Genomic DNA, 26419 nt, shown 5'->3' on the forward strand with positions numbered 1-26419 from the left:
GGTCAGTGCCTGCCGCCGTACTCCGCCGCCTCGGCCGCGATGCCCTCGTAGGCCTCGTCGCGGGCCTTCTCCACGTGCGCGGCCGACCCGGCGGTGTTGTCCACCACGGAGAGGATGGCGCCGGTGACCTGCTTCCCGGAGGTGGAGATCTGCCGGTAGGTCTTCGCCAGCTGCGGTCGCACCTGCTGGGCGTAGTCGTCGTCGCGACCGCCCCAGATGGTGAGCATTTCATGATGCCTGATGAGGTCGTTGACCAGGGTGTGCGCCTGGTCCGCGATCTCCTGCATGACCCGCGCGCCCCTGCGTGTGACGTGCGGGTTCGCTTCGAACGAGTTGCCGGCCATGATGAACCTCCGGGGCAGGGTGGATAGGTCGCCCCTCGCGTGCCCGCGACGGGACTGGATCTGCTGGTGGCCGCCGTCGGACGGCTCAGTCGTTGTCCTGGTCCTCGACGATCTCGTCGCGCAGCCGTCGGCCCGATGCCTTGCCGGACCCGGACTCGCCCTCGGCGACCATCGAGCCGTAGAGCCCGTCCCAGTCGATCTCCACTCCGGGCACGCCGGTGAGCTGCGGGACGCTCTCGGAGATCGGCCGGTAGGTGTCCAGCACCTGCCGGGCCATCCGGGAACGGGCTTCCCCCAGCGTCTGCAGGATGACGGCGGACAACTGGGCGGGGGCCATCGCGCGGTACTTGCCGTCACTGAACTTCAGGGCCGTCACCTCGCCCTGCGGGCCGACGGTGACCTCCACCGACCGGTCCTTGGAGAGGACGGTGACGGACGCGGCGCGCAGCCTCTCGTCCGCGGCGGCGACCGCCGCCCTGGTGGATTCCAGCGCTTCCATCGCCTGGGCGAGTCGTTCCTCGACAGGTTCCATCCGAATCTCTCCTCCTTGCTGTTCCGGGGTGGGGTGCGAATCGTGGTTCGTCAGTCGTCACGGCCGAGCACGGCAGGTACTCCGCCCTCGTCGGTGCCCCAGACCTCCTCGTCCTCGGACAGCCAGGTGCTGCGGGTGCGGTCCTCGCTCTGCGTGGGCTGGCCGCCCGATCCCATGCCGGAACCGGGGAAGAACGGGGCTCCCGAACTGCTGGTCGCGGTCCTGGCCGCCGTGGCCTCCTCGGCGGCCATCGCGGCACGCGAGGCGCCGGCGGTCCTGAGAGGCGTGCCGGTGATGGCGCTGTCGGTGTCGGCGTAGCCCGACCGGACGCGCTCCGCCGCCGACAGATCGCCCATGCCGCCCATGCCTCCCATCCTGGAGGCGGCAGCCAGCGCCCCGGGGTTGAGTCCCGTGGCGGCGGACAGGCCCCCGCTCCCCGCGACCCCGCCCAGTGCGCCGGACAAGGTCGAGTCATACGGCACGTCGTCGTAGAGGAAGTCCCCGTCGGTGGCGGAATCGGTGAGGGAACCCGTTGCGGACGACGCGGTGGACGGACTGCCGGAGAAAGATCCGTTGAGGGATCCGTTGACCGAGCCGGAGCCGGAATGGTGGCCGAGACCGGATGTGGTCGTGCCCGAGAGACCGTCGCTGACGCTCGACGTGTCGACGCCGGTGCCGTCAGGCTGGTCCACGGTGAAGCTGCCGTTGGGATTGAGGGTGCTGACGAGGCCGTCCGGGAAGGTGGTCGTGACACTGCCGTCGGCGTTGACCGTGGTCTTGCTGCCGTCCGGGTTGGTGAGGGACTGCCCGGGCTTCAACGCACCGTTCACGACGGAGCCGTTGGCGTCGGTGGTGGTGTACGAACCGTCGGGGTCGAGCGTGGTCTTGGTACCGTCGGGGTACGTGGTGGTGACAGTGCCGTCCGGGTTCTCCACCGACGTGCTGCCGTCGGCGTTGACCAGCGTGGTCAGGCCGTTCGGGTCCGTGGTGGACGTGCTGCCGTCCGGGAACTTGGTGATCTCGGTACCGTCCGGCCTGGTCGTCGTCGAGGAGCCGTCGGGGTTGGTGACGGTGATGCTTCCGTCGTCATTGATCTTCGTCGTGGTGCCGCTCGTCGTACCCAGCCCGTTGAGCGCACCGTTGAGCAACGAGGTGTAGGCGGAGGAGACCCCGGTTCCGGTGTCGGTTGTTCCGTCGAGTCCGGTGTTGCCGTCGCCGGTCGAACCGCCGAGCAGGCTGTCGGTGTCCAGACCTCCGGTGAGGTCGCCGGTGTTGAGGGCGCCGTTGGTGCTGCTGGACCCGCCGGAGAGCAGGTCGTTGAGCGAACTGTCGGTGGAGGCGCCCAGGTCGTTCAATGCCTGGTTCTGGCTGTTCAGCGCGCTGTTCGTGGAGTTGGCGATGTCGTTGAGCGCGTTGTTGACGCTGCCGGACTGCTGGTTGAGAATGTCCGTGATGTCGTCCATGTTCAGGTTCGAGTCGCTGCCACCGTCCGAGAGCGTGGCGGGCGGCGCCTCCTCGAATCCGTAGTCCGGGTCCCAGTCGGTGTTGAGCAGCTTCGACCAGCTCTCCGCCAGGCTGTTCTGGGCCGTCTGGGCGGCCGGATCGAGCGTGGCGGCGACGTTGTTGGTCCATCGGGAGACGGCCTCCGTAGCGATCTTCGCCCAGGTGTTGGGATCGCTGAGCGGTCCGTAGGCCGGTACGTTCTCCCTGAACCCGGCCATCAGGTCGTACCAGTACTCCGTGCCGCCGGAGGTGCTGGACGTGGAGCCGTAGGTGTTCGAGTGCGTGACCACCTTGCCGGCGTTGTTCACGTTGACCCATTGCACGACCTCCTCGAGGACGCCGCGCACCACGTCTTCTGGATTCCAGTGCCCGGTGACGGTGTTCCCGGAACCGTCCGGCCCTGTGCCGGAGACCGTCCCCTTGTCCTCGCGCCAGTCGTCGGCCCCGACCTTGAGGGTGCGCAGGCTCGCGTTCAACCCCATCTCGGCACGGATCAGGGCCGTCGCCTGATAGGTCCTGGGCCGGTAGTGGTCGACCACGCTGGAGACCGGCGAGCTGAAGCCCTCCGGCGCCAACTGCTCCTTGTAGTGCTTGTACTGGGTGTGCAGAGTCCCGATCAGGTTCTCGAAGACTCCGGCCGCGTTGCCCTCCCAGGCCGACTGCTCGCCGCTCATGGCGTCGACCCAGCCTTTCAGGCGCTGCTCGTGCTGGTCGAAGAACGTCATGGCCCGGTCGATCGATCTGGCGCGGTCGGCGAACGTGGCCAGGTCCACGGCGTCCTGGTCGGTGACGGTCAGACCGTCGAAGGAGAAGCCCGTCGTGCGGTACGGGGGGTAGGAGAGCGCGTTGATCGCCGCCACCGCTCCGAGGGAGTACTTGTTGAAGTTGGTGCCCGACACTCCTGTGCCGGTCTGCCACGCGTACCCGATGTGTGCCACGTACAGGTCGAGCTTCTTGGCGTTCTCCATCGGACCGCCGTCACCGGTGCCGGCGTAGAAGAGGATGTGGGGTCCCATATTGGCCATCCGCTGGGCGAGCGTGGTCGCGTCCGTCTTTCCGATCTTGTTGATGACGACGTTGACCCAGGGCGTGTCGACGGCTTGGTCGTCGCCGTCGCCGCTCTTGCGGGACTTGCCCTTCAGGTCGTCGGTGACGGTGCCACGGTCGGGGATCTTGTAACCGGTCATCAGGTAGACGACTGTCTCCCAGTTCCCGGACGTTTCGTCTGCCATCGCCAGGCTCGCCTTCTGGTGGAGAGGAGGTCAGGTGGTGCTGCCGCCGAGGTCCTGGCCGACGTCGGCCATGGCGGAGATGAACTTTTCGCTGTTGATGGAGTCCAGCGAAGCCCCGGAGGTGTTGAGCAGCGTGCGCACCGTGTCCCGGAGGTTGGTGTCCATGTCGCCGAAGAGCTCGCGGTGCTTCACGTAGACCTTGTCGATGGCCGTGGCGAGGGCCACCAGGTTGGTCTTCAGTTCGTCCCCGTGCACCGTTGCCGTCGCTCCCATCGGACCGAGGGTGAGCTGCTTGTTCGGTGCGCTGCTGAGGGTCGAGGAGATGGTGTACAGCGACTGGACCGGAGGGGTGTCGGCGGTGTCCAGCCGGATCTTCTTGAGTTCGTCGATGACGGTCTGCACCTCGTTGTCGGCGAACTGGGTGAGCGACGTCGCGTCCAGGTGGGTCAGGTCTGCCATGGTCCGTCTTTCCTTCGAGCGGATGCCGGTGTGTGACAGCGGGGCGGCCGGAAGAGGGTGCTCCGCGTCGCCCCGCCGACGACCGCCGAGGCGGCCTGCCGACGGGGCAGGCCGGGTCGAGACCCGGCACACCGCGGGGTCAGTCCAGTTCGCTCCACATCTGCGCCAGACTGGCCTCGGTCTGCCGGTAGTTGTCGGAGACGTTGCCGAGCAGCGTGGCGTGGGACATCAGCAGCTGCTCCATCGCGACGACCGCGTTGTTCCAGCCCTCCTGGGCTTTGCCGTAGGCGTTGAAGTCGTCGCCCACCCAGGTGGTCTTGAGCGAGTTGAGCTCGGCCTCCAGGTTGTCCAGGGTGGTCTCAATGGCCCTGGTCTGCTGAATCATGTCCTCCACGCCCTGGTCGACGTGGTTGTACTCGACGTGGATGACGCCGTCGTTCAGGTCGCTCACGGAAACTCCTCCTGCTGCGTGTCGGGGCGGGTCTGTACCGGGGCCCGTGATCGGCGGCCCCGGGGCGTCAGGTCAGCTGGTTGAACGCCGCGTCGGATGTGCTGGCGGAGCTGCGGATCATGTCGGTGACGTTGGTCTGGGTGGTGTTGTGGGTCTGCAGGGTCGTGGTGAGTTTGTTGATCAGGTCCTGCAGCTTCTTGAGGATGATCTCCGCCTGCTCGTCCCACTGCCTGAGCACGTTCTGGAACTCGCGGCCGTCCTGCGAGCTCGCGCTGTAGGCCACCGCGAGGTTGCCCGCCGTGGTGTCGACGTCGCTCTTGCTTCGCTGGATGGCCTGGTGGGCCGTGGTCAGGGCGTTGATGCCCATGGTGGTCGACGCCGTCGACGACTGCTGCATCGGTGTTGCCACTGGGTACCTCGTTCCGGTGGGTGGGTTTCGGTGGGTGGGTTTCGGAGGTGCGGGCCGTCCGAAGGGGGCGGCCCGGCGAAGGAGTCAGCCGGTCGGGGATCCGGAGGCCGCTCCCCCGGGGCGGGTGCCACCGGGCGGCGCGCCTCCACCGTGGCCGGTGTCGGTGCCGCAGCTCCCCGTGGGGGTGGTGCGGACGGCCGAACTGCCGGAGGCCGCGCCGGGGTCGAGATCGGGGCCGGTCGGCAGCATGGCGAGCAGCGGGGACGGCAGCCCGACGGGTTCCGTGCCGCCGTAGCCGAGCGCCGAGACGGCGGCGGCGGTGGTCATGCGGTACTTGACCCCTTCGGGGGTCACGAGGTAGGTCGTGTCACCCAGCGTTCCGCCGTCCGCGCTGAGCACGTGGACCACCGCCCCGGCACCGGGACGGGTCGCGACGGCGTCCACCGGGGAGCAGGCCGGGCGGGCTTCCTCCGGCGCCACGGCGGGTGCGGCGCTGAGTGTGGAGACGACGGAGACGCTGGTCACCGGCCCGCTCGAGGTCGGCTGGATGCTCGCACAGGTGTCGTCCCGCGCGGCCGGGTCGACCAGCTGCGGCGGGCTGGCCGGCCACGCGGGTGCGGCGGCCTTGACGCCGGCCGCCAGATGGGCGTCGGCGGTGTCGGTCGCCAGTGGCGCCGCCGCCGGCTTGTGCCCTTCATAGCCGTATGTGCGTGTGCGGGGATCACCGAGGGAGAGCGCCGCCTGGGTGGCACTGACCGCTACCAGTCCCTGCCGGGACAGGAGGTAGTACTGCACCACGGCGTCGGGCACCTGCACGGTGAACAGCTGGCCCACCCGGGTGGCGTGGCCGTCCAGCGCCGGACCCGGCTCGCCCTGTCCGGGTACGTCCATCGGTGCCAGGTCGGTCCCGGCGGGCAGGGTGTTGAGGAACTCCGCCGAGACCGCGCGCACCTGGGCGCTGCCGTATCCGAGCGCCCGGTCCGCGCCGTGCTCGGTGTCCAGCTTCAGACGCCGTCCACGCCAGATCAGGTAGCGGGTGCCGTCGGGGGCGGCGACGAGCAGCGCCTGCCGGGCGGTCAGTCCGTCTCCGGCCGGTGGCTGCGAGCCGATGACCAGCGTGGTGGTGGTCGGCTTGCTGTCGGCTGCGCCGAGCAGCCCGGAACAGACCAGCCACGGACGCGCGTTGACGTCTCCCGCGGCGGGCAGCGAGTCCGGCGCGCCGGCGATGCCGACGGCGGCGCCGCGCGGGGTGCCCCGCAGGGAGGCGCCGGAGACCAGGACGGTGGGCAGGTCGGAGCCGCCGATCAGGCGAGCCGAGGCGTAGTTGCGGACCGGGCGCAGGACACCGTCCTGGTACAGGTACCGGGCGCCCGTGTCCTTCGCCACGATCAGGCCGTCGGCGCTCTTCCAGGAGTTGTCGCCACCCGGCGAGAGCAGCCCGAACAGGACGCAGCCCGCCGCGGCCAGCGCCCCGGCCAGGAGGCCCCACACGGCACCGCGGCTGGTACGGCCCATGGGGCTTTCCGGGGCGTCCGGGTCGGCGAGGAGCATGCCCGAGGACAGGCGGCCCATCATGAAGACATGGGCCTCGACCTGGTCCCGTTTGGACTGCATCGCTTCTCTTCCTTCCTCGACTCGTGTGTCTCGAAGACGCTGGTGTCTCTGAGACGCTTGTGTCTCGAACCCCTGCCAGGTTCGGCCGGCCCGTCAGCCGAAGATGCCGCGCATCCGTCCGAAGACGCCCAGGGTCCACAGGACCAGCGGTAGCAAGGCGACGGCGGCGGTGGTGTGGAGCAGTTCCGCGGCTCGGCCCCAGTGCGGTACGAGGCGGCGGCCGGGCAGCGTCCAGGTCAGCACGGTCAGCAGGCCTGCCAGCCCGACCAGGGCCGCGACCAGCAGCAGCCGATCCTGCGTGCCGGATCCGATCCCGAGCGACGCGGTCAGGGCGGCCGCGCCCCACACTCCGGGGAACAGGATGGCGGCACGCTGCCAGGCGTTGCCGATGCCCCGGCTCTGCAGCGTGAGCAGCAGCGCCAGCACGCCGGCGGTGGCCCGGGCAGGCGTGCCGGAATCGGAGGCCAGGGCGGTCAGGGCGCCGGTGCCGATCACGCCGACCGCGCCGTACAGGGTGGTCATCCACGCCTCGGCCCGGATGGTACGGGTGGCCAGCTGTTCACCGGGTTCCGGGTCGATGCCCTGCTGAAGTTCCTCGGAATTGGTGGGCAGCGGCGGCATGCGAAGACCCGCCAGCCAGAACGAGCAGGCCGGCACCGAGGCACCGAGCAGAACGGCGATCACCGCGACGACCGCCGCCGCGTGGGCCGCCGGCACGTCGAGGACCATCATGAGGAGCCCGCCGAGCCACGACGACACCGCTACCACGGCGACGGCCAGGTAGAACCGGGCGGGACCGGAGATGGCGATGAGCGCGAGTGCGGCGCCGGCCGCGGCCGCGCCGGAGGCGGACAGCAGCCGGACAGCCGTCGTACCCGGCCCGGAGCCGCTGTCGGAGCTGAGCGCGGGCAGCAGCCAGCCGGCCAGCGCCAGGCAGGGAGCGGCCATCAGCGCGACCGCGGTGGCTGTGGCGTCGTCACCCATGGAACGGCTCGCGGTCGCCGCACCGGCTATCAGCAGCAGTCCGATGCCGATCGAGGCACCGGCCCGGACGGCCACCGGTCCGTTGGGCAGGGCGAGCACGAGCAGGGCGACTGCCAGAGCGCCGGCCAGCAGAGCGCGCAGCAGCCACCGGGTCATCCGCTCGGTCCAGCGGTGGGGGCGGTCACGCAGCGTGCCGGCGAGGCCGTCGACCAGGTCGTCGAAGTGTGCTTCGGGCAGTGCCTCGACGCGCGGGCGGAGATGGAGGACATCACCGTCGCGCAGGCCGAGCGACTGGGGTGTGGCCTCCAGGTCCAGGGGCGCGCCGCCCAGCCGCTGTATCACCCAGCCGCCGTGCTCCAGACCGGACTCCTCCAGTTCCTCGCCTGCGTAGCCGATCACGACGGGCAGCAGGTCGGCGACGGGGATGTCCAAGGGCACGGCGAGGTCGACGGACCTCTGCGATGTCTGCACCGTCACGCGGCACAGACCGGCCACCGTACTGTCGCTCACGGCTTGCTCAGCCTCTCTCTCGTGTGTGTGTTCACGCGGGAACTCCCGGTCGGTCCCGGGACGGCGGGCGGCCCAGGAGCCGCGCCGTCCGCTCCGGGTCCCGCCCTCGCCGACGCCGGTCGCGCCGGACAGCTGCGTCGGTGTCCCGCGGGTGGGGCCGGTCCGGCGGCCGTCGCGTTGGCGGCGGGCGCACCGCGCGACAGGCCCGACGGGGCATTCCCGGTTTGCGTGGTGATCGTAGGGGGCTGTGTGTGAGCGAAAACTGACCGAGCGTCGGAGGCGCTCGGCCCGCAGGTGCCGTGGACCTTCGGCAGCGGCGCGACGGCCCGCCTCGTCAAGCGTCCCGTGGCGACGGCGCACGTGGCGCGCGAAGGCACATTTTGCGCACTGCCGCCTGCCTACGATCCGAGCGACAGGTTCCCCGCGGCGTTCTGCACCCGCGCGATCAGGCAACGGAACGACGGTCCGGCGGCGTGGCCGCCCACACCGGCATCCGTGCCCGCCGCGGGGGACCGGGTCGCCCGGCCGGGCGACCGGCGAAACCGAAACCAGGCCGCCCGCCGCCGGGCCGGGTGCGGTGCACCGCCGCCGTGCGCGTGCGGTTCGCGCCGGTCCGGCGACGACGTGGCGCCGCCCGAAGGAGCCCCGTTCCCTTGTCCGTGGAACTCTTCCGCAGACCAGCCCGCCGCCGCGGCCCCGACATGCCTCAGGGAGAGCTGGCCCTCCAGGAGCCTCCGACCCTGCCCGAGGCGCAGGCCGACAGCTCGGCCGTGTGGACCTTCCTGCCGATGGGCATGATGTCCGCCTCGATGATGGTGATGTTCCTTAGGCCGGGCGAGAACACCGTCCTGAGCTATATCGCCATGGGCATGATGGTGCTGTCGTCGGCGGCGATGCTCGTCGGTCAGTTGATGCGGAGCCGGACGGAGCGCAAGCGCAAGACCAAGGGCGAGCGCCGCGACTACCTGCGCTACCTGGGCCAGGTACGCCGCAAGATCCGTAAGGCGGTCGCCGAGCAGCGTCAGGCACTGATCTGGCGTCACCCCGACCCGTCGGTGCTGTGGTCGATGGTGCGCACCACCCGGCTGTGGGAACGCCGCCCCAGCGACGACGACTTCGCCGAAGTCCGCATAGCCGTCGGTGACCAGCGGCTCGGTGTCCGGCTCAGTCCGATGTCCACCAAGCCCGTCGAGGACCTCGAGCCACTGAGCGCGCACGCCCTGCGCCGGTTCATCCGCGCCTATTCCACGGTCCCCGACCAGCCGGTCGGCGTCTATCTGCGGGCCTGGGCGAAGGTGCTGATCCGCGGAGACGAGGAACCGATCCGGCAGGCCTCCCGAGCCGTGCTCGGCCAGCTCGCGCTCTTTCACGCCCCGGACGACCTGTGGGTCGCGCTGTGCGTGTCCGACGAACGCCAGGGCGAGTGGGAGTGGCTGAAGTGGCTGCCGCACGCCCACCACCGCCACGATCGGGACGGCGCGGGTCCCGCCCGGCTGATCGCGTCGTCGATGAACGAGCTGGAGAACCTGCTGGGAGCCGAGTTCCAGGAACGCCCGCCGTTCGACCCCGAGTCGGTCCCCGGGCGCGAGGAGCCGTTCACCGTGATCGTGGTGGACGGCGGCCGGATCCCCGCGGGGCACCGCCTCGACGGGCAGGGTTTCCGCAACTGCGTCGTGCTGGACCTGTCGGGCTCGCTGACCTGGCGTCCGGGCCGCACCACGCTCCGGCTGGACTTCGCCGACGGCGAACTGCGGCTCGTGCGGACCGACCGCAGCCGCCAGGAGCAGACCACCGTCCTCGGCCGGCCCGACCGGATGGGTCCGGCCGCCGCCCGCTCGCTGGCCGCGTTGCTCGCCCCATACCGGCTGAGCCTGGCCGTCGACACCACGGAGCCGCTCTCCTCCGACATTCAGCTGACCGCGCTCCTCGGCATACCCGACCTGTATCGCCACGATCCCGTCGAGTACTGGAAGGGCCGCACGGCCGCCGCCGACCGGCTGCGGGTGCCGATCGCCGTGGGCGCCGACGCGGCCCCCGTCGAACTCGACATCAAGGAGTCCGCACAGGGCGGCATGGGCCCGCACGGCATGCTGATCGGAGCGACAGGCTCCGGCAAGAGCGAGTTGCTGCGCACACTGGTCCTGGGTCTGGCGCTGACCCACTCCTCCGAGACGCTGAACTTCGTCCTCGTCGACTTCAAGGGCGGCGCGACGTTCCTGGGCCTGGAGGAGCTGCCGCACACCTCGGCGGTGATCACGAATCTGGCCGACGAGGTCGCCCTGGTCTCTCGTATGCAGGACGCCCTGCACGGTGAACTGATCCGCCGTCAGGAGCTGCTGCGGGCCGCCGGCAACTACACCTCCGCCCTGGAGTACGAGAAGGCCCGCGCCGCCGGAGCCGCGCTGGACCCCTTGCCCAGCTTGTTCATCGTGGTGGACGAGTTCAGCGAACTGCTGGCCGCACACGGTGAGTTCATGGAGCTGTTCGTGATGATCGGCCGACTGGGCCGGTCCCTCGGCGTACATCTGCTGCTGGCGTCCCAGCGCCTCGACGAGGGCCGCATGCACCAGTTGGAGAGCCATCTGTCCTACCGCATCGGGCTGCGTACCTTCTCCGCGATGGAGAGCCGTGGCGTCCTCGGCGTCCCCGACGCGTACCAGTTGCCCTCCCAGCCCGGCGCCGGCTATCTGAAGACCGGCGTGGAGGCGCTGACCCGGTTCCGCGCCGCCTATGTCTCGGGGCCGTACCGGCAGCGGCGCGGCGCGCTGGCCCGGGCCGCCGTAGCCGGTCAGGTCGTGCCGTGGAGCGTCGGGTGGGTGGCGCCCCGCCACCTGCCGGACACTGCCGCGCAGGCCGAGGAGGAGAAGGCGGAGGAGGCCGCCGCCCCGGCGTTGCTGGCCACGGCCGTGGACCGGCTGCGTGGTTCCGGGCCCGCAGCCCGCCAGGTGTGGCTGCCGCCGCTGGACCTGTCGCCCACCCTGGATCAGCTCCTGCCCCCGCTCTCGGCGGACGCCGAGTTCGGTTTCACCGTCGCGCCGGCCCTGGACCCAGCCGCTCCGGCAAGTGCCCAGAGCGTTGCCCGCGGCACGCTGCGGGTACCTCTGGGCATCGTGGACCGGCCGTTCGACCAGCGGCGCGACCCGCTCGTCGTCGACCTGTCCGGTGCGGGCGGGCACGTGGCCATCGCCGGCGGCCCGCAGAGCGGCAAGTCGACACTGCTGCGCGCCCTCATCACCGCTCTGGCTCTCACCCACACCCCTCGTGAGGTGCAGTTCTACTGCATCGACTTCGGCGGCGGCAGCCTGACCGGGCTGGCCGGGCTGCCCCACGTCGGTGGTGTCGCGGCGCATGTGGACGGCGAGCGCATCGGCCGGACCGTCGCGGCGGTGGCCTCGATTCTGGCCGACCGCGAGCGGATGTTCCTGGAGCACGGCATCGATTCCATGGCGACGTACCGCAAGAGGAGGGCGGCCGGCGAGTTTCCCGACGAGCCCTACGGCGATGTCTTCCTGGTGGTCGACGGGTGGGGCACACTGCGCCAGGACTTCCTCGACCATGTGGCCACCCTGTCCCAGTTCGCCCTGCGCGGCCTGAACTACGGTGTGCACCTGATCCTGACCACCGCCCGGTGGGTGGAGCTCGCGGCGCAGGTGCGCGACCAGACGGGAACGCGCCTGGAGCTGAAGATGGGCGACCCGATGGAATCGGTCATCGACATCCGCAAGGCTCGCACGGTGCCGCGAGTCCCCGGCCGCGGTCTGACGGCCGAGACCAAGATGCACTTCCTGAGCGCCCTGCCCCGCATCGACGGGACGCCGGACCCGGAGGACCTGGCCGACGGCATCGCGGGGACCGTGCGGGCGGTCGCCGACAACTGGCACCGTCAGTCCGCCCCGCCGGTCCGGATGCTGCCGGCCGTCCTGCCCGCCGCGGAGCTCCCGGCCGCCGAGGGAGACCTCCGGATCGCGCTGGGTGTGGAGGAGGAGAAGCTCGGCCCGGCCTGGCACGACTTCTCCCAGAACCCGCACCTGGTCGTGGTCGGCGATTCCGAGACCGGCAAGACCAATCTGCTGCGTCTGGTGGCCAAGGGCATCACCGAGCGGTACAGCCCCGCCGAGGCCCGGGTCCTCGTGGTCGACTACCGACGCGATCTCGTCGAGGCGGTTCCGGAGGAATACCGGCTGGGCCACGCCGTCTCGGTGGACCAGCTGCGGGAACTCGCGGACGGAGCGGCCCGCGCCCTGCGCACCCGGATGCCGGGCCAGGACATCGCACCGTCCCGGATGCGGCTGCGGGACTGGTGGACGGGGCCCACGCTGTTCGTCCTGGTCGACGACTACGACCTGGTCGGCGGCGCACTGGGCCGCAGCCCCTTCGAACCGCTGCTCGACTTCCTCGCTCTCGGTTACGAGATCGGCTTCCACATGGTGGTCACCCGGTCCGCCGCGGGTGCCGGACGAGGACTCGGCGACATGGTGCTGCGCCGCATGCTGGAGGTCAACACGCCGGGTCTGCTACTGTCGTGCCCGCCCTCGGAGGGCTACCTGTTCGGAAGCGTCAAGCCCCGGGTCCTGCTGCCCGGCCGGGCACTGCGCATCACCCGCCGCAAGACGGTCCAGGTCCAGACGGCGCTGCTCGACACGTGACGGGGCGGATCGGCCGAGGGCCCGGCGGACCGACGGCGCTGTGGGTCGATTCGGGCCTCGCGTGACGTCGGCCTTCAAGACCTGGTTACGGTCTTGAAGGCCGACGTTGTCGTACGGGGAGGGTGTCGAGGCCGTTGCGGCCGCGGATGCCGGGCTGCACAGCACTTCGCCCCGCCGACCAGCCGATCGACGGGGCGAAGTGACAGGAGCCCGAATGGGCCGACAGCCCCGTCAGTCCGCCGGGGCCTCGGGCGTCGAGCGACGACGACGGCCACGCACCGCGCCCCGGGTGGCCGCCGCGGCCACCACCGACAGCACACCGGCGATCGCGACCAGCCCCGCGATCCGGCGGGCTCCCCGGCCGTTGTCCACCGGCAGGACCACGGGTGGTGGCGCCGCCGCCAGCGGGCCGCCACCACCGCCGTGCGGTACGGAGGTCAGGGCCGCGTACACGTCCAGGCGCGGCACATCCGCCGGGTACGCTGTCGAGATCAGGCGCCGTTTGGTCTGCTCAGCGCTCAGCCCGGGTTCGCGGGACCGAACGAGCGCGGCGGCTCCGGCGACGTAGGCCGTGGCGAACGACGCCCCACTCCCGGTGAAGTGACCGGAGCCGCGCGGCCCGGTGCCGACCACCTTGTCCCCCGGGGCGGCCAGATCCGCCCGCTCCGGTTCCGGGGCGCCGTCGGGACGGGAGCCGTCCGGACCGAAGTCCGAGACGGCCAGCACGTCCGTGTCCGCCGCGGGCCAGTACGTGCGCGGCCGGGCGGCGGCCGCGGAGGCCGAAGCGGTGACGCCGCCCGGCGCGGCAACGGTGTCGGGAACGGCTGCGGCCACCACCAGGCATCCGTGGGCGTTCGCGTACCGGACCGCGGAGGTCAGCTCGGCGCTGCCGGAAGGCAGCGCGAGCGGCACGGCGATCACCTGTGCCCGGGCGTCGGCTGCCGCGCGGATCGCCGCCACGGTCAGCGCGGCGCTCGGCCGGCCGGATCGATCGGTGCCGCGCAGGGCGAGGACGCGCGCCTGTGGGGCAACTCCCCCGAAGTCGGCCCCGGTGCCCGTTCCCGAGGCGCCCGCGATCAGGCCGGCGACGAAACTGCCGTGTCCCACGCAGTCGTCCGCGGCGGTGCCGTCCGCGGTGACCCGGCCGCTCAGAGAACGCGTGCCGGGCGCCACGCCGGTGTCGACGACGGCCACGGTGACGCCGTCACCCCGGGAGAACGTCCACGCGCCCGACAGGTCCAGCACGTCGTGCGTCCATGGAGTGACGTTCATGGTGGTGGGCGATGTCCTGGTGCACGGTGCCCCGGGCTCCAGCGAGCCCGGGATGACGGGAAGCCGCACGCTGCCGCCGGCCGAGGCGGACGCCGCCGGTGTCGCGTCCGACAGCGGGGCGCCCGGGGCTGGGGTCGGACACAGGGCCAGAGCCAGAGCCAGTGCGCAGACGGCGGGCTGCAGGGCGAGGACCCGTCGGCCGACGCGCGGCGGACGGGGCGGGCGGGAAGCCATCTGCGGTGCGGTCCTTCGCTGATCGTCGAGGTGTCGAAACCGGTGCCGGTACGTCGGCCGGAGCCGGTCAGAGCACGGACATCCGTGCGCGGTCGTGCACTGGCCGGGTGGTCCGGGGCGGCCGGGTGGCCCGTCCGGGGCTTGGATCGCTGCCGTTCGGCGGGTCGCCGGGGCCCGGGGTGCGCTCCAGCCCGCGGAGCTTCCCGGTGACCGCTTCGGCGTCGGCGGGATGGTGCCCGGTCAGGAGCGAGACGGCGTGCTCGTAACAGTCCGCCGCCTGTGCGGGGAAACCGAGATGGCGCTGCGCGTCGCCCGCGCCGCTCCACGCCGTCGCCTCGCCGTGGGGGTCGCCCAGCCCGCCGTGGAGAACGGCGGACCGGTGGAACAGTCTCAGCGCCTCCGCGAAGTCTCCGAGGCCGTCGCAGGCACGGCCGGCGGCGCTCAGCGCGGCCGCCTCTCCGGAGGCATCGCCCGCGGCCCGGTACAGTCCCAGCGCCGACCGGGCGTGCGATGCCGATCGGCCGTACTGTCCCTGCCGCTCGTGGAGCGACGCGATGTCGAGGTGAGTCCGAGCCTGCGCCGGGCCGCCGGCCCTGGCGAACAGGCCGAGCGCCTCCGCCAGACCGGCCGAGGCTTCTTCGTAGCGGCGAAGCCGAGTACAGGCCCGCCCGAGGGCCCGGTGAGTGCGTGCCAGGCCCGGCAGGTCGCAGGAGTCCGGTGTCTCCGCCAGAACAGTGCGGAGCGCCAGGACCCACTCATGGTCATGCGGATACCGTTCGAACAAAGGTTCCAGGGCGGCCGTCAGCTGCCAGGCGGTCACTGTCGTGTCGGACGCCTCGGCCGACTTCGCGGCCAGACGTACCGCCTCGAGCAGTGTCGGCAGTTCGGCCGTGAACCAGGCGGTCGCCGCCGCAGCGTCGGGGAATCCCGCCGTACCGGCTTCGTACGGCCCTCCCCGCGGACCCGCGGAAGCGGCTTCGACGAGAGCTGCCGCCTCGTGCGCCGTACGGAGGACATGCGTGAGCAGTCGGTGTACGGCGGCGCGGCGTGCCTCGGCGTCGTCGAGGCTGTTCACCAGGTGGGTCGCGTATGCGTGTTCCGGGGCGGCCGGCGCGAAGCGGCCGGCGGCCGCCTCGGTGACAAGGTTCAGTTCGGTCAGCTCGGCCAGCAGGACGCGGCCGTGGCGCTGTTCGAGCCCTGCCAGGGCGGAGACCGAGGCCAGGTCGGCGTCCGGCCCGGGGTGCAGCGCCAGCAGCCGGAACAGCCGCGCTGTCTCCGCGGCGAGCTTCTCGTAGGACGCGCGCAGTGCCCCGCATGCGACGGAGACAGGGTCGGCGCCCGCGAAGACGTCGGAGGCGGTCGGGTCGGTGTGCGCGGCTGCGGCGTCGGCCGCCGCGGCGAGGGCGAGCGGCAGCCCGGCGCAGTCGGCCAGGGTACGTTCGGCTGCCTCCTTATGAGCGTCGAGCCGGGTGGAGCCGACCCTCGATGCCAGCAGTTCGTACGCGTGGCCGGGGCCCAGCGGGCCCAGAATGATCCGGTGGGCCCCCTGACTCGCGACCAGGCCGGAGAGCCGGCTGCGGCTGGTCACGAGAACCAGGCAGCCGGGACCACCGGGCAGCAGCGGCCGTACGTGCTCGGCGTCGAGGGCGTCGTCGAGCAGCACCAGAACCCGGCGTCCGGCCAGCAGACTGCGATAGAGAGCGGTTCGAGCGTCCAGGTCCTCCGGGATCTCCCGCGCGGGAACGCCCAGCGACTCGAGAAGCCGGCCCAGCGCCTCGGCCGGGGAGCAGGGCGCCGACGACGGGTCGAAGCCCCGCAGTTCCAGATGGAGCTGCCCGTCGGGAAAGTTCGAGGCGAGCCGATGGGCGAGGGAGACCGCCAGCGCCGACTTGCCGACCCCTGCCGGCCCGCACACGACGCCGAGGACCATGGCGTCCGCTTCGGGCCCCGCCTCCTCGACCAGCGCCAGCAGTCGGTCGGTCTCCGTCTGACGGCCCACCAGGACGGCCGGCGGAGCGGGAAGCTGCCGGGGCGGGGCGGTCGGCGCCCCGTTCGGTCCCCGAGTGGTGAGGCCGCGCGGAAACGCCGTGTGAGCCGACTGTGCCCACTCCGACTCCGGCTCCAGCTCCGGATGGGCGGTCGACGCACGGGTGCCACCCGGCTCCGGCGACTCGGCACAGGCCGACAGGTGTTCGTCAGCCGTGTGCGCTGTGACGGGCCAGCTGGTGCGGTCGCCCTCCAGTATGCGCTGGTGGGCGGCGCGCAGTTCAGGGCCGGAGGAGATGCCCAGTTCCTCAGCGAGCCGGACGCGGGTGAGCCGGCAGATCTCCAGTGCTTCCGCCTGATGGCCGGTGGCTGCCAGGGCCAGCGCCAGAAGGGCCTGAATCTGCTGGTCGAGCGGATGGCGCGCGGCGCATCGCTCCAGGGAGCCAAGGATCCTGTCGGCGACACCGTGTCGCAGCGCCAGGCCGGCCGCGTCCCGTGCCGCGGCCAGATACTCGCGTTCCAGGGCGGTGAAGATCCGGTGCCCGCGCACCGTCGCGGGGATCCCCGCGGCCACCGGTCCCTGCCACAGGGCGAGGGCTTCGTCCAGCTGCTCGACCGCCTGTACGGGCGTGCCGTCCGGGTCGGCCTCGCGGGTCAGGTCGCGCAGTCGGCGGAAGCGCAGCAGGTCGACGTCCTCCGTGGCCACCCTCAGCCGGTACCCGCCCCCGACTCTCACCAGCCATTGTCCCTCGGCCCGGTTGGGCAGGCCCGGTTCCAGCAGGCGGCGCAGCATGCCGATGTGCCGGTGGACCACGTTGGCCGCGCTGACCGGAGGCTCCAGACCCCACAGCACCTGGGTGATCTCGGAGAGCCCGACCGGTCTCCTGGCGCACACGAGCAGCACGGCCAGGGTGGCGCGCTGCTGGGGCGGTCCGAGATCCAGCTCTCTTCCCGCCCGCCAGGCCCGCACCGGACCCAGCACGGAGAAGCGCACCGCGTTCAGAGCCGCGTCACTCATCCGTGAACCTCCCACTCGTGCGTTCCCGGTGTCCGAACCATGTCAGCCCCGGTACCACTTCTGGTTCGAGGTGCCCGAGCACGTCCACAGCTGAAGCCGGGTGCCGTTCGCCGTCTGCTGGTCCCGCACATCGACACATTTGTCGGTCTTCGGGTTGACGAGGTCATGGGCGGCGTTGAGGCGGAACTGCTGGGCCGAGCCTCCGTTGCACTTGGCCAGCTGGATCGTCGTGCCGTTGTCGCTGGACCCCGAGGCCACGTCCATGCACAGTCCGAGGGAACGCACCGTGCCGTCGGAGCGGAAACTCCACTGCTGCCATTTCGCGTTCGTGCAGTCCCAGATCTGCAGCGGTGTCCCGTCCTTCGCCTGGCCGCCGGTGATGTCGATACAGCGGCCGGACGCGTAGCTGACCAGGCTGGTCACTGTTGCCGAGGCGGTCGTGCCTCCCGAGTTGGAGCCCGAGGAGCCGGAGGAGTCGGAGGAGTCGGAGGAGTCGGAAGACGAGGTCGTGGTGTGAGCGGAGGTGCCGGCGGCGGCCGCGCCGCCGGACGAGGACTTTGACACCGATCCCTTGCCGCTTTTCGCCGGGGTGGGCTCACCGGCGGTGCCGGAGCTGTGGCTGGGGTGGCCGGAGGGCTTGCCTCCGTGCGTGGCTTCGGCAGTGTCCCCGGGCTGCTTGCCGGTCGTGGGCGAGGCCGTGGAGAAGGGCGCCGCGCCGGGAATGCCGCCCGCGCCGCCGGTCTCGCTGGAGAACTTGCCCTGCGCCCCGTTCTCCGCTTGCGCGACGGAGCCCGCACGGCCTCCGAGGAGCAGGAAGGAGGTGCCTGTGACGAGCAGGGCCAGCAGGGACACTCCGATTACGGTCTGTTTGGAGATCTTGAGGGCGCCTCCCTCGTCACCGTCGTCCTCCCCCTCGTCCACAGAGCCCGCTGCCGTAGCCGAAGCCGCTTCCCCTGTACCGGGGCCACCGTCGGGATCCGTGGCTCCGACACCGTCCGGTCCTGCGCCTGCCTCAGCGGTCTCGGCATCGGGGCCGGGGGCGGGGTCGACGTCGAGGTCGGCATCGGGATCGGGGTCGACGTCGAGGTCGGGGGTGACATCGGGATCGACGTCGGGATCGGGGGTGACATCGGGGTCAAAGTCGTCGTCTGTGCCCTGCCCCCCTGCCGATTCCGCCTGGCGCGGTTCCTCCGCCCCGGCCGACACCACGGACGGCACGGACGCCACGGGCGGCGCGGACGGCGCGCCTTGGGTGAAGCCGGTCTCCGATTCCGCTGACGCGGCACCGCCGGACGGCGTCTGAAGGCCGGTCGTGGCCGGGGTTGCGACCTCCTCGGCCTGTGCCACTGCAGCGGACTCCGCCGAACCGCCGGTCCGCGAACGCTGAATCGACCAGCCTGTCATGGTGCACTCTCCTGGATCCCACGTTGTCTGACCGCGCTTCGCGTACCCGTCCCGATGGCATGTCCACGGGAATGTCCGCCGGCGCGCCGAAAGGCCTCGCCCGTTCAGGTCCGGGGTGGCGGTCAGAGCACACCGACGGGCGCGGCGGGCAGCTCGGCCCTGCCTGCCGGGCGAGCCTAGGTTCCGCTAGTGACTGGAAACTGACCTGTCCTCGGCCGTCCCTGCCGAGGCGTTCGGCAGTCGGGCAGTCCAGTCCAGCACCAGGGCGTTGAACTCGTCCGGTCGCTCCTGGTGGAGCCAGTGGCCCACGTCGTCCCAGACCACGGACGTGCTGTACGGATGAGCGCTGACGGACCGGTCCCAGTCGGCTTCGATGTGCCACGCCTCGAGCGAGGCCCGGGAGCGGATCGTCAGTACGGGGCAGGTCCGGCGGCGCAGGTACGCTTCGGCGGCCGGACGCACGGTGGGCTCCGGCCGCTCCTCGCACAGACCGACGATCATCCGGGCGACGGTGTCACCTGCGGAGCCGAGCGCGCGGCGCCGGTGCCATGCGCGCAGCCAGCCGCCGCCGGGGCCACTCGGTGTTCCCTCTTCGTCCGCCAGCAGCCGTGCCATGGCCTGGGGCGGGTCCGGGACCCGTACCGAGGCCGCCATCGCGGCGGCCCGGTCGGCCTGCATGCCGTAGCGGGGGTTGACCGCCACGACCCCCTCGACGAGGTCCGGCCGCTCGACCGCCAGTACGGAGGCGATCACAGCGCCGGCCGAGTGGCCCACGGCGACCACGGGCCCGGTCCCGGTGGTGGAGAGCAGTCCGGCCACGTCGTGGGCGAAGTCGAACGGGGTGTGTCCGTGCCGGGCCGAGGTGGAGCGGCCGTGGCCGGGAAGATCGGGGGCGATCAGCCGGTGCCGGGTGGCGAATGGCTCGATCTGGGGGGACCAGTCGTCCGAGTCGCACGCTTCGCCGTGGATAAGCAGCAGCGTGCGCGGTCCCGAGCCCTCCACGGTGTGGAAGAGCCGGGCCGCGACGGTGGTGTCCCGACAGCTCACGCGGATCCTCCCGGCACGGCCCGCAGCGCAGGTCGGCCCTTCGGCGGGCGGCCCATGGGACCGCGGGAGCCCGCAGCGGCGACACGGAGTCCGGCGCGAAGGGCGTCCGAGGACGGTTGCTCGCTCAGCGGCGGAAAGCGGGCGCATTCTCTGATGGCCAGGGCCTGACGCCAGGCTGTCCGCGCCGTGGACGCCTCGCCGGCCGCATGATGGGCGTCCCCCAGCCGGACCAGGGACCGATACTCGTTGTGACGGTCGCCGACAGCGCGGTACAGCCCCAGCGCGCGCCGGTACGTGACGACGGCGCGGCGTCGGCTGCCGCACCGCAGGTGGCAGTCGCCGAGTTGTTGCCAGGCCGCGGCCTCCGCGTGCGGTTCGTTCAGGCCGCGCAGGGATTCCAGGGCCTGGCGTGTGCGTACGAGCGCCTTTCGGTGCTGCCCCGCCAGGCCGTGCGTCCCGCCCAGCGCGTGGAGAGCCGTGGAGTACCCCAACGCATCGCCGATGGAACGGTACTTCGTCACCGCCTGCTCCCAGTGGTGCACGGCCTGGCCGTAGTGTCCCTGACGTACGTACAGGTGGCCGAACTCAAGGTGGCCGGCGGCCTCCTCCCCCGCCTCGCCGACTTCGGCGGACAGTCTGAGCGCGCTGATCAGATGCGCGTGGGCGTCGTCGTAACGGCCCTGCCGTGCCGCGGCTCGGCCGACGGCGCGGTGCATGCGGGCCACGGCCGTCGGGTCGTCCAGGCGCCGGGCCGCCTCGAGGGCGGACCGGCGGATTGCGTCGTCGTCGTGATGCAGCCCTTGCCGGTCCAGGAGAACCTCCAAGGCCCAGACCACTTCCCAGACATACCGATGCAGCCCGTCGCGAGCAGCGTGCCGCGCCAGCTCCAGCAACACCGGCAGTTCGGCACCGAACCATGCCAGCGCCTGATCCCGGGCCAGGTGCTCCGGCGGACTCGTGCCCGGCTCGGCCGCCGTGCAGTCCGTCGGCAGGGCTGTGGGCGCGCTGTTGGGGGACAGCTCCCGGGTCGCGCCACGGAGCGTGCGCAGACCGTGGTCGAGGATCCGGTGCCGTGCGGCACGCCGTGTCGGCCCGTCGTCGTGTGCGAGCGCGAGTTCGGTGGAGTGCGCTCTCAGCAGGGGATGCCAGGCGTACCGATGGTCCGCGACCACGGTCGTCAGGCCGACGCGGACGAACTCGGCCAGCATGTCCCGGGCCCGCTGCACAGGGACACCGGCCGCCGCGGCGGCAGCAAACGCGCTGAAGGTCCGGCCCGGGTAGCCGGCCAGTGACCGGTACAGGCCGGCCGCTGCGGGCGAGAGCACCGTGTACGACGCGTCGAGAGCCGCCCTCAGATCGGCTGCCGTGTCCGGGCCCACCCGGCTCTCACGCAGCTCGGCCGCCGTCACGGCGAGCGGAATCACTCCGCGTGCGGCGGCCCGCGCGGCGACGACGGCCAGGGCCAGCGGCTGACCTGCGGTCAGGTCGATGATCTCGGCAACAGCGTCCTCCTCGGCGGCCACCCGTTCGCCACCGAGACGGGCCGTCAGACAGTCCCGGGCGTCATCGGCGTCGAACGGTTCCAGCGTCAGGACCCGCGCTCCGCCGAGTTCTGAATCCTTCTCACCCAGATCCCTCTCACCCAGATCCCTCTCGTCCAGGACGCCGCGGCTGGTGACGACGGCCAGGCAGCCGGGCGCACCGGGCAGCAGCGGCTGTATGTGCTCCGCGTCCCTCACGTCGTCGAGGACTACCAGGACCCTGCGACCGAACAGCGTCTTGCGGTAGAGACGGGCGCGGCCCTGCGCGTCGGCCGGTACATCCTCCGGAGGCACGCCGAGTGCCTGGAGGAAGCTCCCCAGCACCACCGCGGGATTCGCCCGCGGCTCCCCCGGCCGGAAGCCGCGAAGGTTCGCGTAGAGCTGTCCGTCGGGGAAATCGGCCGCGGCCCTGTGGGCCCAGTGAAGCGCGAGCGATGTCTTCCCCACACCGGGGGTCCCGGAGACGCCGACCACGGCTACCCGGTCCACGGCCGGCAGGGGCATGCGCGCGAGCTCGCGTCTACGACCGACGAACACCGGCAGATCGGGGGGCAGCTGAGCTGGGACCGGGTGGGTGTCCCAAGCCCTGGACCGCGCAGGAGCGGCCGGCGGGGGCCCACCCTCACCGGCTGGTTCCACGGGATCGATCCTGCCGCTGAGCGCCAGTCGCGCGGCGGCCCGCAGCTCGGGTCCGGGGCCGATGCCCAGCTCCTCCTCGAGCCGGGCACGTACCGCCTGATAGGTGCGCGCCGCCTCCTGGCTGCGGCCGGTCGCCGCCAGGGCATGCAGCAGCCGGGCGTGCAGAGGTTCGTCCATCGGCCGCTCCGTGGCGCAGCGGCGCAGCGCCCCGAGCAACTCGCCCGCCGCACCGCAGCGCAGGGCCACGTCGGCAGCCTCCTTGACCAGGGTGTGCCGTTCCCGGTCCAGAGCGGTGAACACCGGGTGGGCCCGTACGACGGACGGGATCCCGTCCGCGGTGGGCCCCTGCCACAGGGCCAGCGCCTCGACGTACAGCGGCACGCCCAGGTGCGCCGCACCGCTGTCCCTGGCCGCGCGGGCATCCCGCGCCAGCCGGCGGAAACGCAGCAGGTCCAGCGATTCGGGGTCCATCTCCATGCGGTAGCCGCCGGCACCTCGCAACAACCAATGTCCGGACGCCCGGGTCGGAAGGTCCGGCTCCAGCAGGCGGCGCAGCAACCCGATGTAGCGGTAGACGACGGTGAGTGCGCTCACCGGAGGCTCGTCGCCCCACAGCATGTCGACGATCTGCTCAACCTCTATCGGCTGCCTGGGACGGGCCAGCAAGAGCGCCAGCAGGGCACGTTGCTGCGGTGGCCCGAGTTCGACTTCTCGTCCGTCCCGCCACGCACGCACGGGACCCAGCACGGAGAAACGCAGCCGTCCCCGCTCTGCCTCTGCCGGCATCTGCCGTCCTCTCCTCAGGTCTCGGCCGGTACATGACTGACGGCGCACCAAGATCGCCCAGCCTGGTTCCGCACCCTAGGACGCAGCCTTGGTTTCGGCTTGGAACTGACTTGCCGACCCCGGGCGCCGGCCCGCTCGTCGTCGACGGGCTCAGGCACAGGGAACTCACCCGGCTCCTCGGGCTCGCTCGCCCTGTCCGCAGGAGTGACCGGGAAGGCAGCCTGCCACGGTCAGTTCTTACACACACGCGGCTGCCTAAGATTCCGAAACCTATGGTCGGAAGCGTCCGCCTGGGTCCGCGGCCCGGGCCATCGCCGCCCGTCGCCGCCCCGCGTGCACCTGGCTCAGGAGGTTGGTAAGTGTCACGGCAGGTGCTCACCGTCGGCAGGGACAACTCGGCCGCCCACCGCACGATCGGCGAGGCGCTGGCGCAGGCGCGCAGCGGAGCCGTGATCAGTGTGGGCCCGGGCCGCTATCCGGAGAACCTCACCATTCGCACCAGGGTGACCATCGTCGCCGAGGACGGCCGGGACAGCGCCGAGATCTGTCCCCGCTACGGGAGTGCGCTGGTACTCATGGCCGAGGAGGTCATGCTGACCGACCTGCTGCTGCGCGGCAGTGAGGACGACGCGCCGGTGATCGACGCGCCGCGTGGCCAGGTGGCCATGGAACGGTGCACGGTCATCGGTTCCGGCTGGACGGCCGTACTGGCCCGTCTGTCCGGCTCCCTCGCCATGCGGGGCTGCCGGGTCAGCAATCCGGGCGGCGCCGGCATCGTCGACGTGTCCCCCCACGGCAGTGTGGTGGAGGACTGCCTGGTGGAGCATCTCGGCTCCTCGGCGGTCGTGATCGGCGAGCGCGGCCGCACGACCGTACGCAGCTGCCGCATGCGCAACGCTCGCGGTAACGGTGTGCTGGCCAACGGCGAGGCCCGCGGTTCGATCGAGGACTGCGAGATCTCCGCCACCGACAAGCCAGCCATCGCCCTGGAGGGCCTCAGCTCGACAACCGTACGGCGGACCGCGATCCGTGACGTGTCCACCGGTGTGTACCTCACCACCGGTGGGCGTCCCGTGCTGGAGGAGGTCTCCGTCACCGGCTCGTCGGCAGGCGGAATCGTGGTGGCCGCCGGCAGCGACCCGACCCTGCGGGGGTGCCGCACCACTGACACGAAGGAGTCCGCGCTGGTCGTCACGGAGCGGTCGCGGGGCACCTTCGAGGAGTGCGAGTTCCTCTCCTCCGCCGCGACCGCACTGCAAGTCCTCGGTGGCGCAACCCCGGTGTTCAGCCGTACGGCGATCCGCGACTGCGCCGACCCGAAGGCGGCCGTCGTGCTCGCCGAGGACTCCGCGGCCGAGTTCGACCGCCTGGAGGTCGATCACCCGGCCGGTGCCGGGGTCTCCGTGCGCTCAGGTGCCAACCCGCTGCTACGCAGGGCTGTGATCACTTCTCCCGGCTCCGACGGCGTGGAGGTCTGCGACGGCGGACGCGGTCGGCTGGAGGGCTGCGTCGTCGAAGGCGCCGGTGGTGCCGCCGTCCGGGTCGCCGACGGGGGCAACACCTATCTGGGCGACGCCGTGCTGCGCTCGGCGGCCGACGCGGGTGTATCCGTCTGCGCAGGAGGGCGGGCGACAGTGCGTGACAGTGAGATCTCTGCCAGCGGCGGCTGCGGCGTCCTGGCCGAAGAGGGATCCGACCTCACGGTGACCCGCACCCGTATCACCGGATCCGCCGCGCACGGCATCCGGGTGGGCGAGGGCGGGCGAGCTTCCATCGGTGACTGTGAGATCACCGGCAGCCTCGGCGACGGCGTCCGGGTCGACAGCGCCGAACCGGTGTCGGTGTCCGGCTGCTCCCTCCGCGACAACAGGGGCTCCGGCCTGCGGCAGACCCGCGACAGTGAACGGCTCGCCGTGGACGACCTGTCCAGCACGGGCAATGCCACCGTCGACTCCTGGGGTGCCGACCGTACGGCCGGGACTCCGCCGCACGCTGCCGTCCCGGCGGACGGCGGCCTCTCCCCGGTGCCCGTGCTTTCCCTGGCTCCGGCGCCGTCCGGACCGATGGCCGAACTCGAGGCGCTGGTGGGTCTGGAGGGTGTCAAGCGCCAGGTCGCCACGCTGGTCAATCTGAACCAACTGGCGCAGCGGCGGGCCAAGCTGGGCATGCCGGTCCCGCCGATGAGCCGGCATCTGGTGTTCGCGGGCTCGCCCGGTACCGGCAAGACCACGGTGGCCCGGCTCTACGGCGGCATCCTCGCCACCCTCGGGGTACTGCGTTCCGGGCACCTGGTGGAGGTCTCGCGCGCCGACCTGGTCGCCCAGGTCATCGGCGGCACCGCCATCAAGACCACCGAGGCCTTCAAGGAGGCCCTCGGCGGTGTGCTCTTCATCGACGAGGCCTACACCCTGCTGTCCGACAGCAAGGGGTCCGGAGCCGACTTCGGCCGGGAAGCCATCGACACCCTGGTCAAGCTCATGGAGGACCACCGCGACGATGTGGTGGTCGTGGCCGCCGGCTACACACAAGACATGGAGTCGTTCCTGGGGGCGAACGCCGGCCTTGCTTCCCGTTTCACCCGCAGCATCGAGTTTTCGGACTACTCGAACTCCGAGATGGTGACCATCACCGAGAACATGTGCGCGGCTCACCGCTACGACCTGCATCCCAGCACCCGTAGCGCACTGACCGAGCTCTACGAGCGCATGCCGCGCGACGCGACCTTCGGCAACGGCCGTGCCGCGCGCCGGGTCTTCGAGGAGATGATCGACCGGCAGGCCGCCCGTCTGGCCCTGATGGCCGAACCGGCCGAGAGCGACCTGGCCCTGTTGTTGCCCGCCGATGTGAGCGGGGACGCTTCGGAATCCAGCCAGCGGGAGGTCGGTGACCCGCAGACACGGTTGGCGGAGTTGGAGGCGATGGTGGGCCTGCATGCCGTCAAACAAGAGGTCAGGGACGTGGTGAGCGTTCTCGCCGCCGCGAAGCGCCGAGAAGCCGTCGGTCTTCCCAGCCCGCGGATGAGCCATCACCTGATCTTCGCCGGGCCTCCGGGAACCGGCAAAACCACTGTGGCCCGGCTCTATGCCGACCTGCTGCACGCTCTCGGTGTACTGCCGCGCGGCCAGTTGATCGAGGTCGCCCGCGCCGATCTCGTCGGCCGTTACGTCGGCCACACCGCCCAGCTCACACGCGAGGTGTTCGAACGGGCCCTGGGCGGCGTTCTCTTCATCGACGAGGCCTATACCCTCACGCCCGAGAACACGCCCTCCGACTTCGGCCGTGAGGCGGTCGACACCCTGCTGAAGCTGATGGAGGACCATCGTGACGACATCGTCGTCATCGCCGCCGGCTACACCGAGGAGATGGGGCGCTTCCTCGCCTCGAATCCCGGTCTGGCCTCCAGGTTCTCCCGCCACGTGCGATTCGAGGACTACAGCACGCAGGAACTGGTCACCATCGTGTGCGGGCAGGCGGTCGAGTCCGGCTACGAATGCGTGCCGGAGACGGTCGACGCACTGCACCGCTTCATCGAGGCTCTGCCGCGTGACCGCTCGTTCGGCAACGCCCGGACGGCGCGGCAGCTGCTGCAGGAGATGACGACGAGCCAGGCCCGGCGGCTCGGGAGTCTTGCCGCCCCTGGTGTGGAGGACCTGCAGCGACTGCTGCCCGTGGACCTGCCCGCATCACAATGAATCTTCTTCCGCTGGGAGACGGCAACCTCCTGATCCGCACCGATTTCGCAGGCCAACGGGCGTGGGACGACCTGTGCGCGCTGATAGGGCAACGCACCGGAGACGGACTGCTCACC

Annotated in this window: 15 protein-coding genes; 2 read left to right on the forward strand and 13 right to left on the reverse strand. The window is 71.4% G+C overall.

Annotated elements, in window-relative coordinates:
- Positions 1-2: 2 nt before the first annotated feature.
- The 8 genes from ABZ490_RS43670 to eccD all read right to left on the reverse strand — a co-directional run bounded on the left by ABZ490_RS43670 (position 3) and on the right by eccD (position 8038).
- Positions 3-344: a hypothetical protein gene (locus ABZ490_RS43670; protein ID WP_359003516.1), complete on the reverse strand. Its 342-nt coding sequence runs from the start codon at positions 342-344 to the stop codon at positions 3-5.
- A gap of 85 nt (positions 345-429) precedes the next feature.
- Entirely contained in the window at positions 430-876 is a 447-nt protein-coding gene (locus ABZ490_RS43675; RefSeq protein WP_359003519.1) for a YbaB/EbfC family nucleoid-associated protein, read from the reverse strand.
- A gap of 50 nt (positions 877-926) precedes the next feature.
- Positions 927-3611, reverse strand: coding sequence for an AAWKG family protein (locus tag ABZ490_RS43680; RefSeq protein WP_359003522.1), 2685 nt, complete (start codon positions 3609-3611; stop codon positions 927-929).
- A 30-nt stretch (positions 3612-3641) separates the two neighbouring features.
- Positions 3642-4070, reverse strand: a complete 429-nt coding sequence (locus ABZ490_RS43685) for a type VII secretion system-associated protein (RefSeq protein ID WP_359003525.1) — start codon at positions 4068-4070, stop codon at positions 3642-3644.
- A gap of 139 nt (positions 4071-4209) precedes the next feature.
- Positions 4210-4521: a WXG100 family type VII secretion target gene (locus ABZ490_RS43690; protein WP_359003528.1), complete on the reverse strand. Its 312-nt coding sequence runs from the start codon at positions 4519-4521 to the stop codon at positions 4210-4212.
- Positions 4522-4588: 67 nt separating this feature from the next.
- Positions 4589-4930, reverse strand: coding sequence for a hypothetical protein (locus tag ABZ490_RS43695; RefSeq protein ID WP_359003531.1), 342 nt, complete (start codon positions 4928-4930; stop codon positions 4589-4591).
- A gap of 84 nt (positions 4931-5014) precedes the next feature.
- Positions 5015-6544 (reverse strand): type VII secretion protein EccB, encoded by a 1530-nt coding sequence (gene eccB / locus ABZ490_RS43700; RefSeq protein ID WP_359003535.1) that lies wholly within the window; start codon positions 6542-6544, stop codon positions 5015-5017.
- Positions 6545-6637: 93 nt separating this feature from the next.
- Complete coding sequence (eccD, locus tag ABZ490_RS43705) at positions 6638-8038, reverse strand: type VII secretion integral membrane protein EccD (RefSeq protein WP_359003538.1); 1401 nt, start codon at positions 8036-8038, stop codon at positions 6638-6640.
- Positions 8039-8691: 653 nt separating this feature from the next.
- Between eccD and eccCa the strand changes: the two genes are divergently transcribed.
- Positions 8692-12684, forward strand: coding sequence for a type VII secretion protein EccCa (eccCa, locus tag ABZ490_RS43710; protein WP_359003542.1), 3993 nt, complete (start codon positions 8692-8694; stop codon positions 12682-12684).
- A 231-nt stretch (positions 12685-12915) separates the two neighbouring features.
- Here the strand turns inward: eccCa and ABZ490_RS43715 are convergent, their stop codons facing one another.
- The 5 genes from ABZ490_RS43715 to ABZ490_RS43735 form a co-directional block, all read right to left on the reverse strand.
- Positions 12916-14190 carry a S8 family serine peptidase gene (locus tag ABZ490_RS43715; RefSeq protein WP_359003545.1) on the reverse strand — a complete coding sequence of 425 codons (1275 nt, stop codon included), beginning with the start codon at positions 14188-14190 and terminating at the stop codon, positions 12916-12918.
- A 67-nt stretch (positions 14191-14257) separates the two neighbouring features.
- Positions 14258-17194 carry a BTAD domain-containing putative transcriptional regulator gene (locus ABZ490_RS43720; protein WP_359003548.1) on the reverse strand — a complete coding sequence of 979 codons (2937 nt, stop codon included), beginning with the start codon at positions 17192-17194 and terminating at the stop codon, positions 14258-14260.
- A 42-nt stretch (positions 17195-17236) separates the two neighbouring features.
- Positions 17237-18541 (reverse strand): ricin-type beta-trefoil lectin domain protein, encoded by a 1305-nt coding sequence (locus ABZ490_RS43725; RefSeq protein ID WP_359003551.1) that lies wholly within the window; start codon positions 18539-18541, stop codon positions 17237-17239.
- Between the two features lie 243 nt (positions 18542-18784).
- The gene (locus ABZ490_RS43730; RefSeq protein WP_359003554.1) at positions 18785-19645 is read right to left on the reverse strand and encodes an alpha/beta hydrolase; all 861 of its coding nucleotides are present in this window, start codon (positions 19643-19645) and stop codon (positions 18785-18787) included.
- On the reverse strand, positions 19642-22611 hold the full coding sequence (locus ABZ490_RS43735) for a BTAD domain-containing putative transcriptional regulator (RefSeq protein ID WP_359003557.1): 2970 nt from the start codon (positions 22609-22611) through the stop codon (positions 19642-19644). Before ABZ490_RS43735 ends, ABZ490_RS43730 begins: the two co-directional genes overlap by 4 nt.
- Before the next feature lie 359 nt (positions 22612-22970).
- On the opposite strand from ABZ490_RS43735, the gene ABZ490_RS43740 reads away from it, so the two are divergent.
- Complete coding sequence (locus ABZ490_RS43740) at positions 22971-26303, forward strand: right-handed parallel beta-helix repeat-containing protein (protein WP_359003560.1); 3333 nt, start codon at positions 22971-22973, stop codon at positions 26301-26303.
- The last annotated feature ends 116 nt before the right edge of the window (positions 26304-26419 follow it).

It is taken from the genome of Streptomyces sp. NPDC005811, from assembly GCF_040630405.1.
In the GTDB taxonomy this organism is placed as follows: Bacteria; Actinomycetota; Actinomycetes; order Streptomycetales; family Streptomycetaceae; genus Streptomyces.

Coding starts and splice junctions, on each gene's coding strand:
- ABZ490_RS43685 (WP_359003525.1), bottom strand. CDS start 4,070: ATGGCAGACCTGACCCACCTGGACGCGACGTCGCTCACCCAGTTCGCC.
- ABZ490_RS43675 (WP_359003519.1), bottom strand. CDS start 876: ATGGAACCTGTCGAGGAACGACTCGCCCAGGCGATGGAAGCGCTGGAA.
- eccB (WP_359003535.1), bottom strand. CDS start 6,544: ATGCAGTCCAAACGGGACCAGGTCGAGGCCCATGTCTTCATGATGGGC.
- ABZ490_RS43735 (WP_359003557.1), bottom strand. CDS start 22,611: ATGCCGGCAGAGGCAGAGCGGGGACGGCTGCGTTTCTCCGTGCTGGGT.
- ABZ490_RS43720 (WP_359003548.1), bottom strand. CDS start 17,194: ATGAGTGACGCGGCTCTGAACGCGGTGCGCTTCTCCGTGCTGGGTCCG.
- ABZ490_RS43670 (WP_359003516.1), bottom strand. CDS start 344: ATGGCCGGCAACTCGTTCGAAGCGAACCCGCACGTCACACGCAGGGGC.
- ABZ490_RS43715 (WP_359003545.1), bottom strand. CDS start 14,190: ATGGCTTCCCGCCCGCCCCGTCCGCCGCGCGTCGGCCGACGGGTCCTC.
- ABZ490_RS43680 (WP_359003522.1), bottom strand. CDS start 3,611: ATGGCAGACGAAACGTCCGGGAACTGGGAGACAGTCGTCTACCTGATG.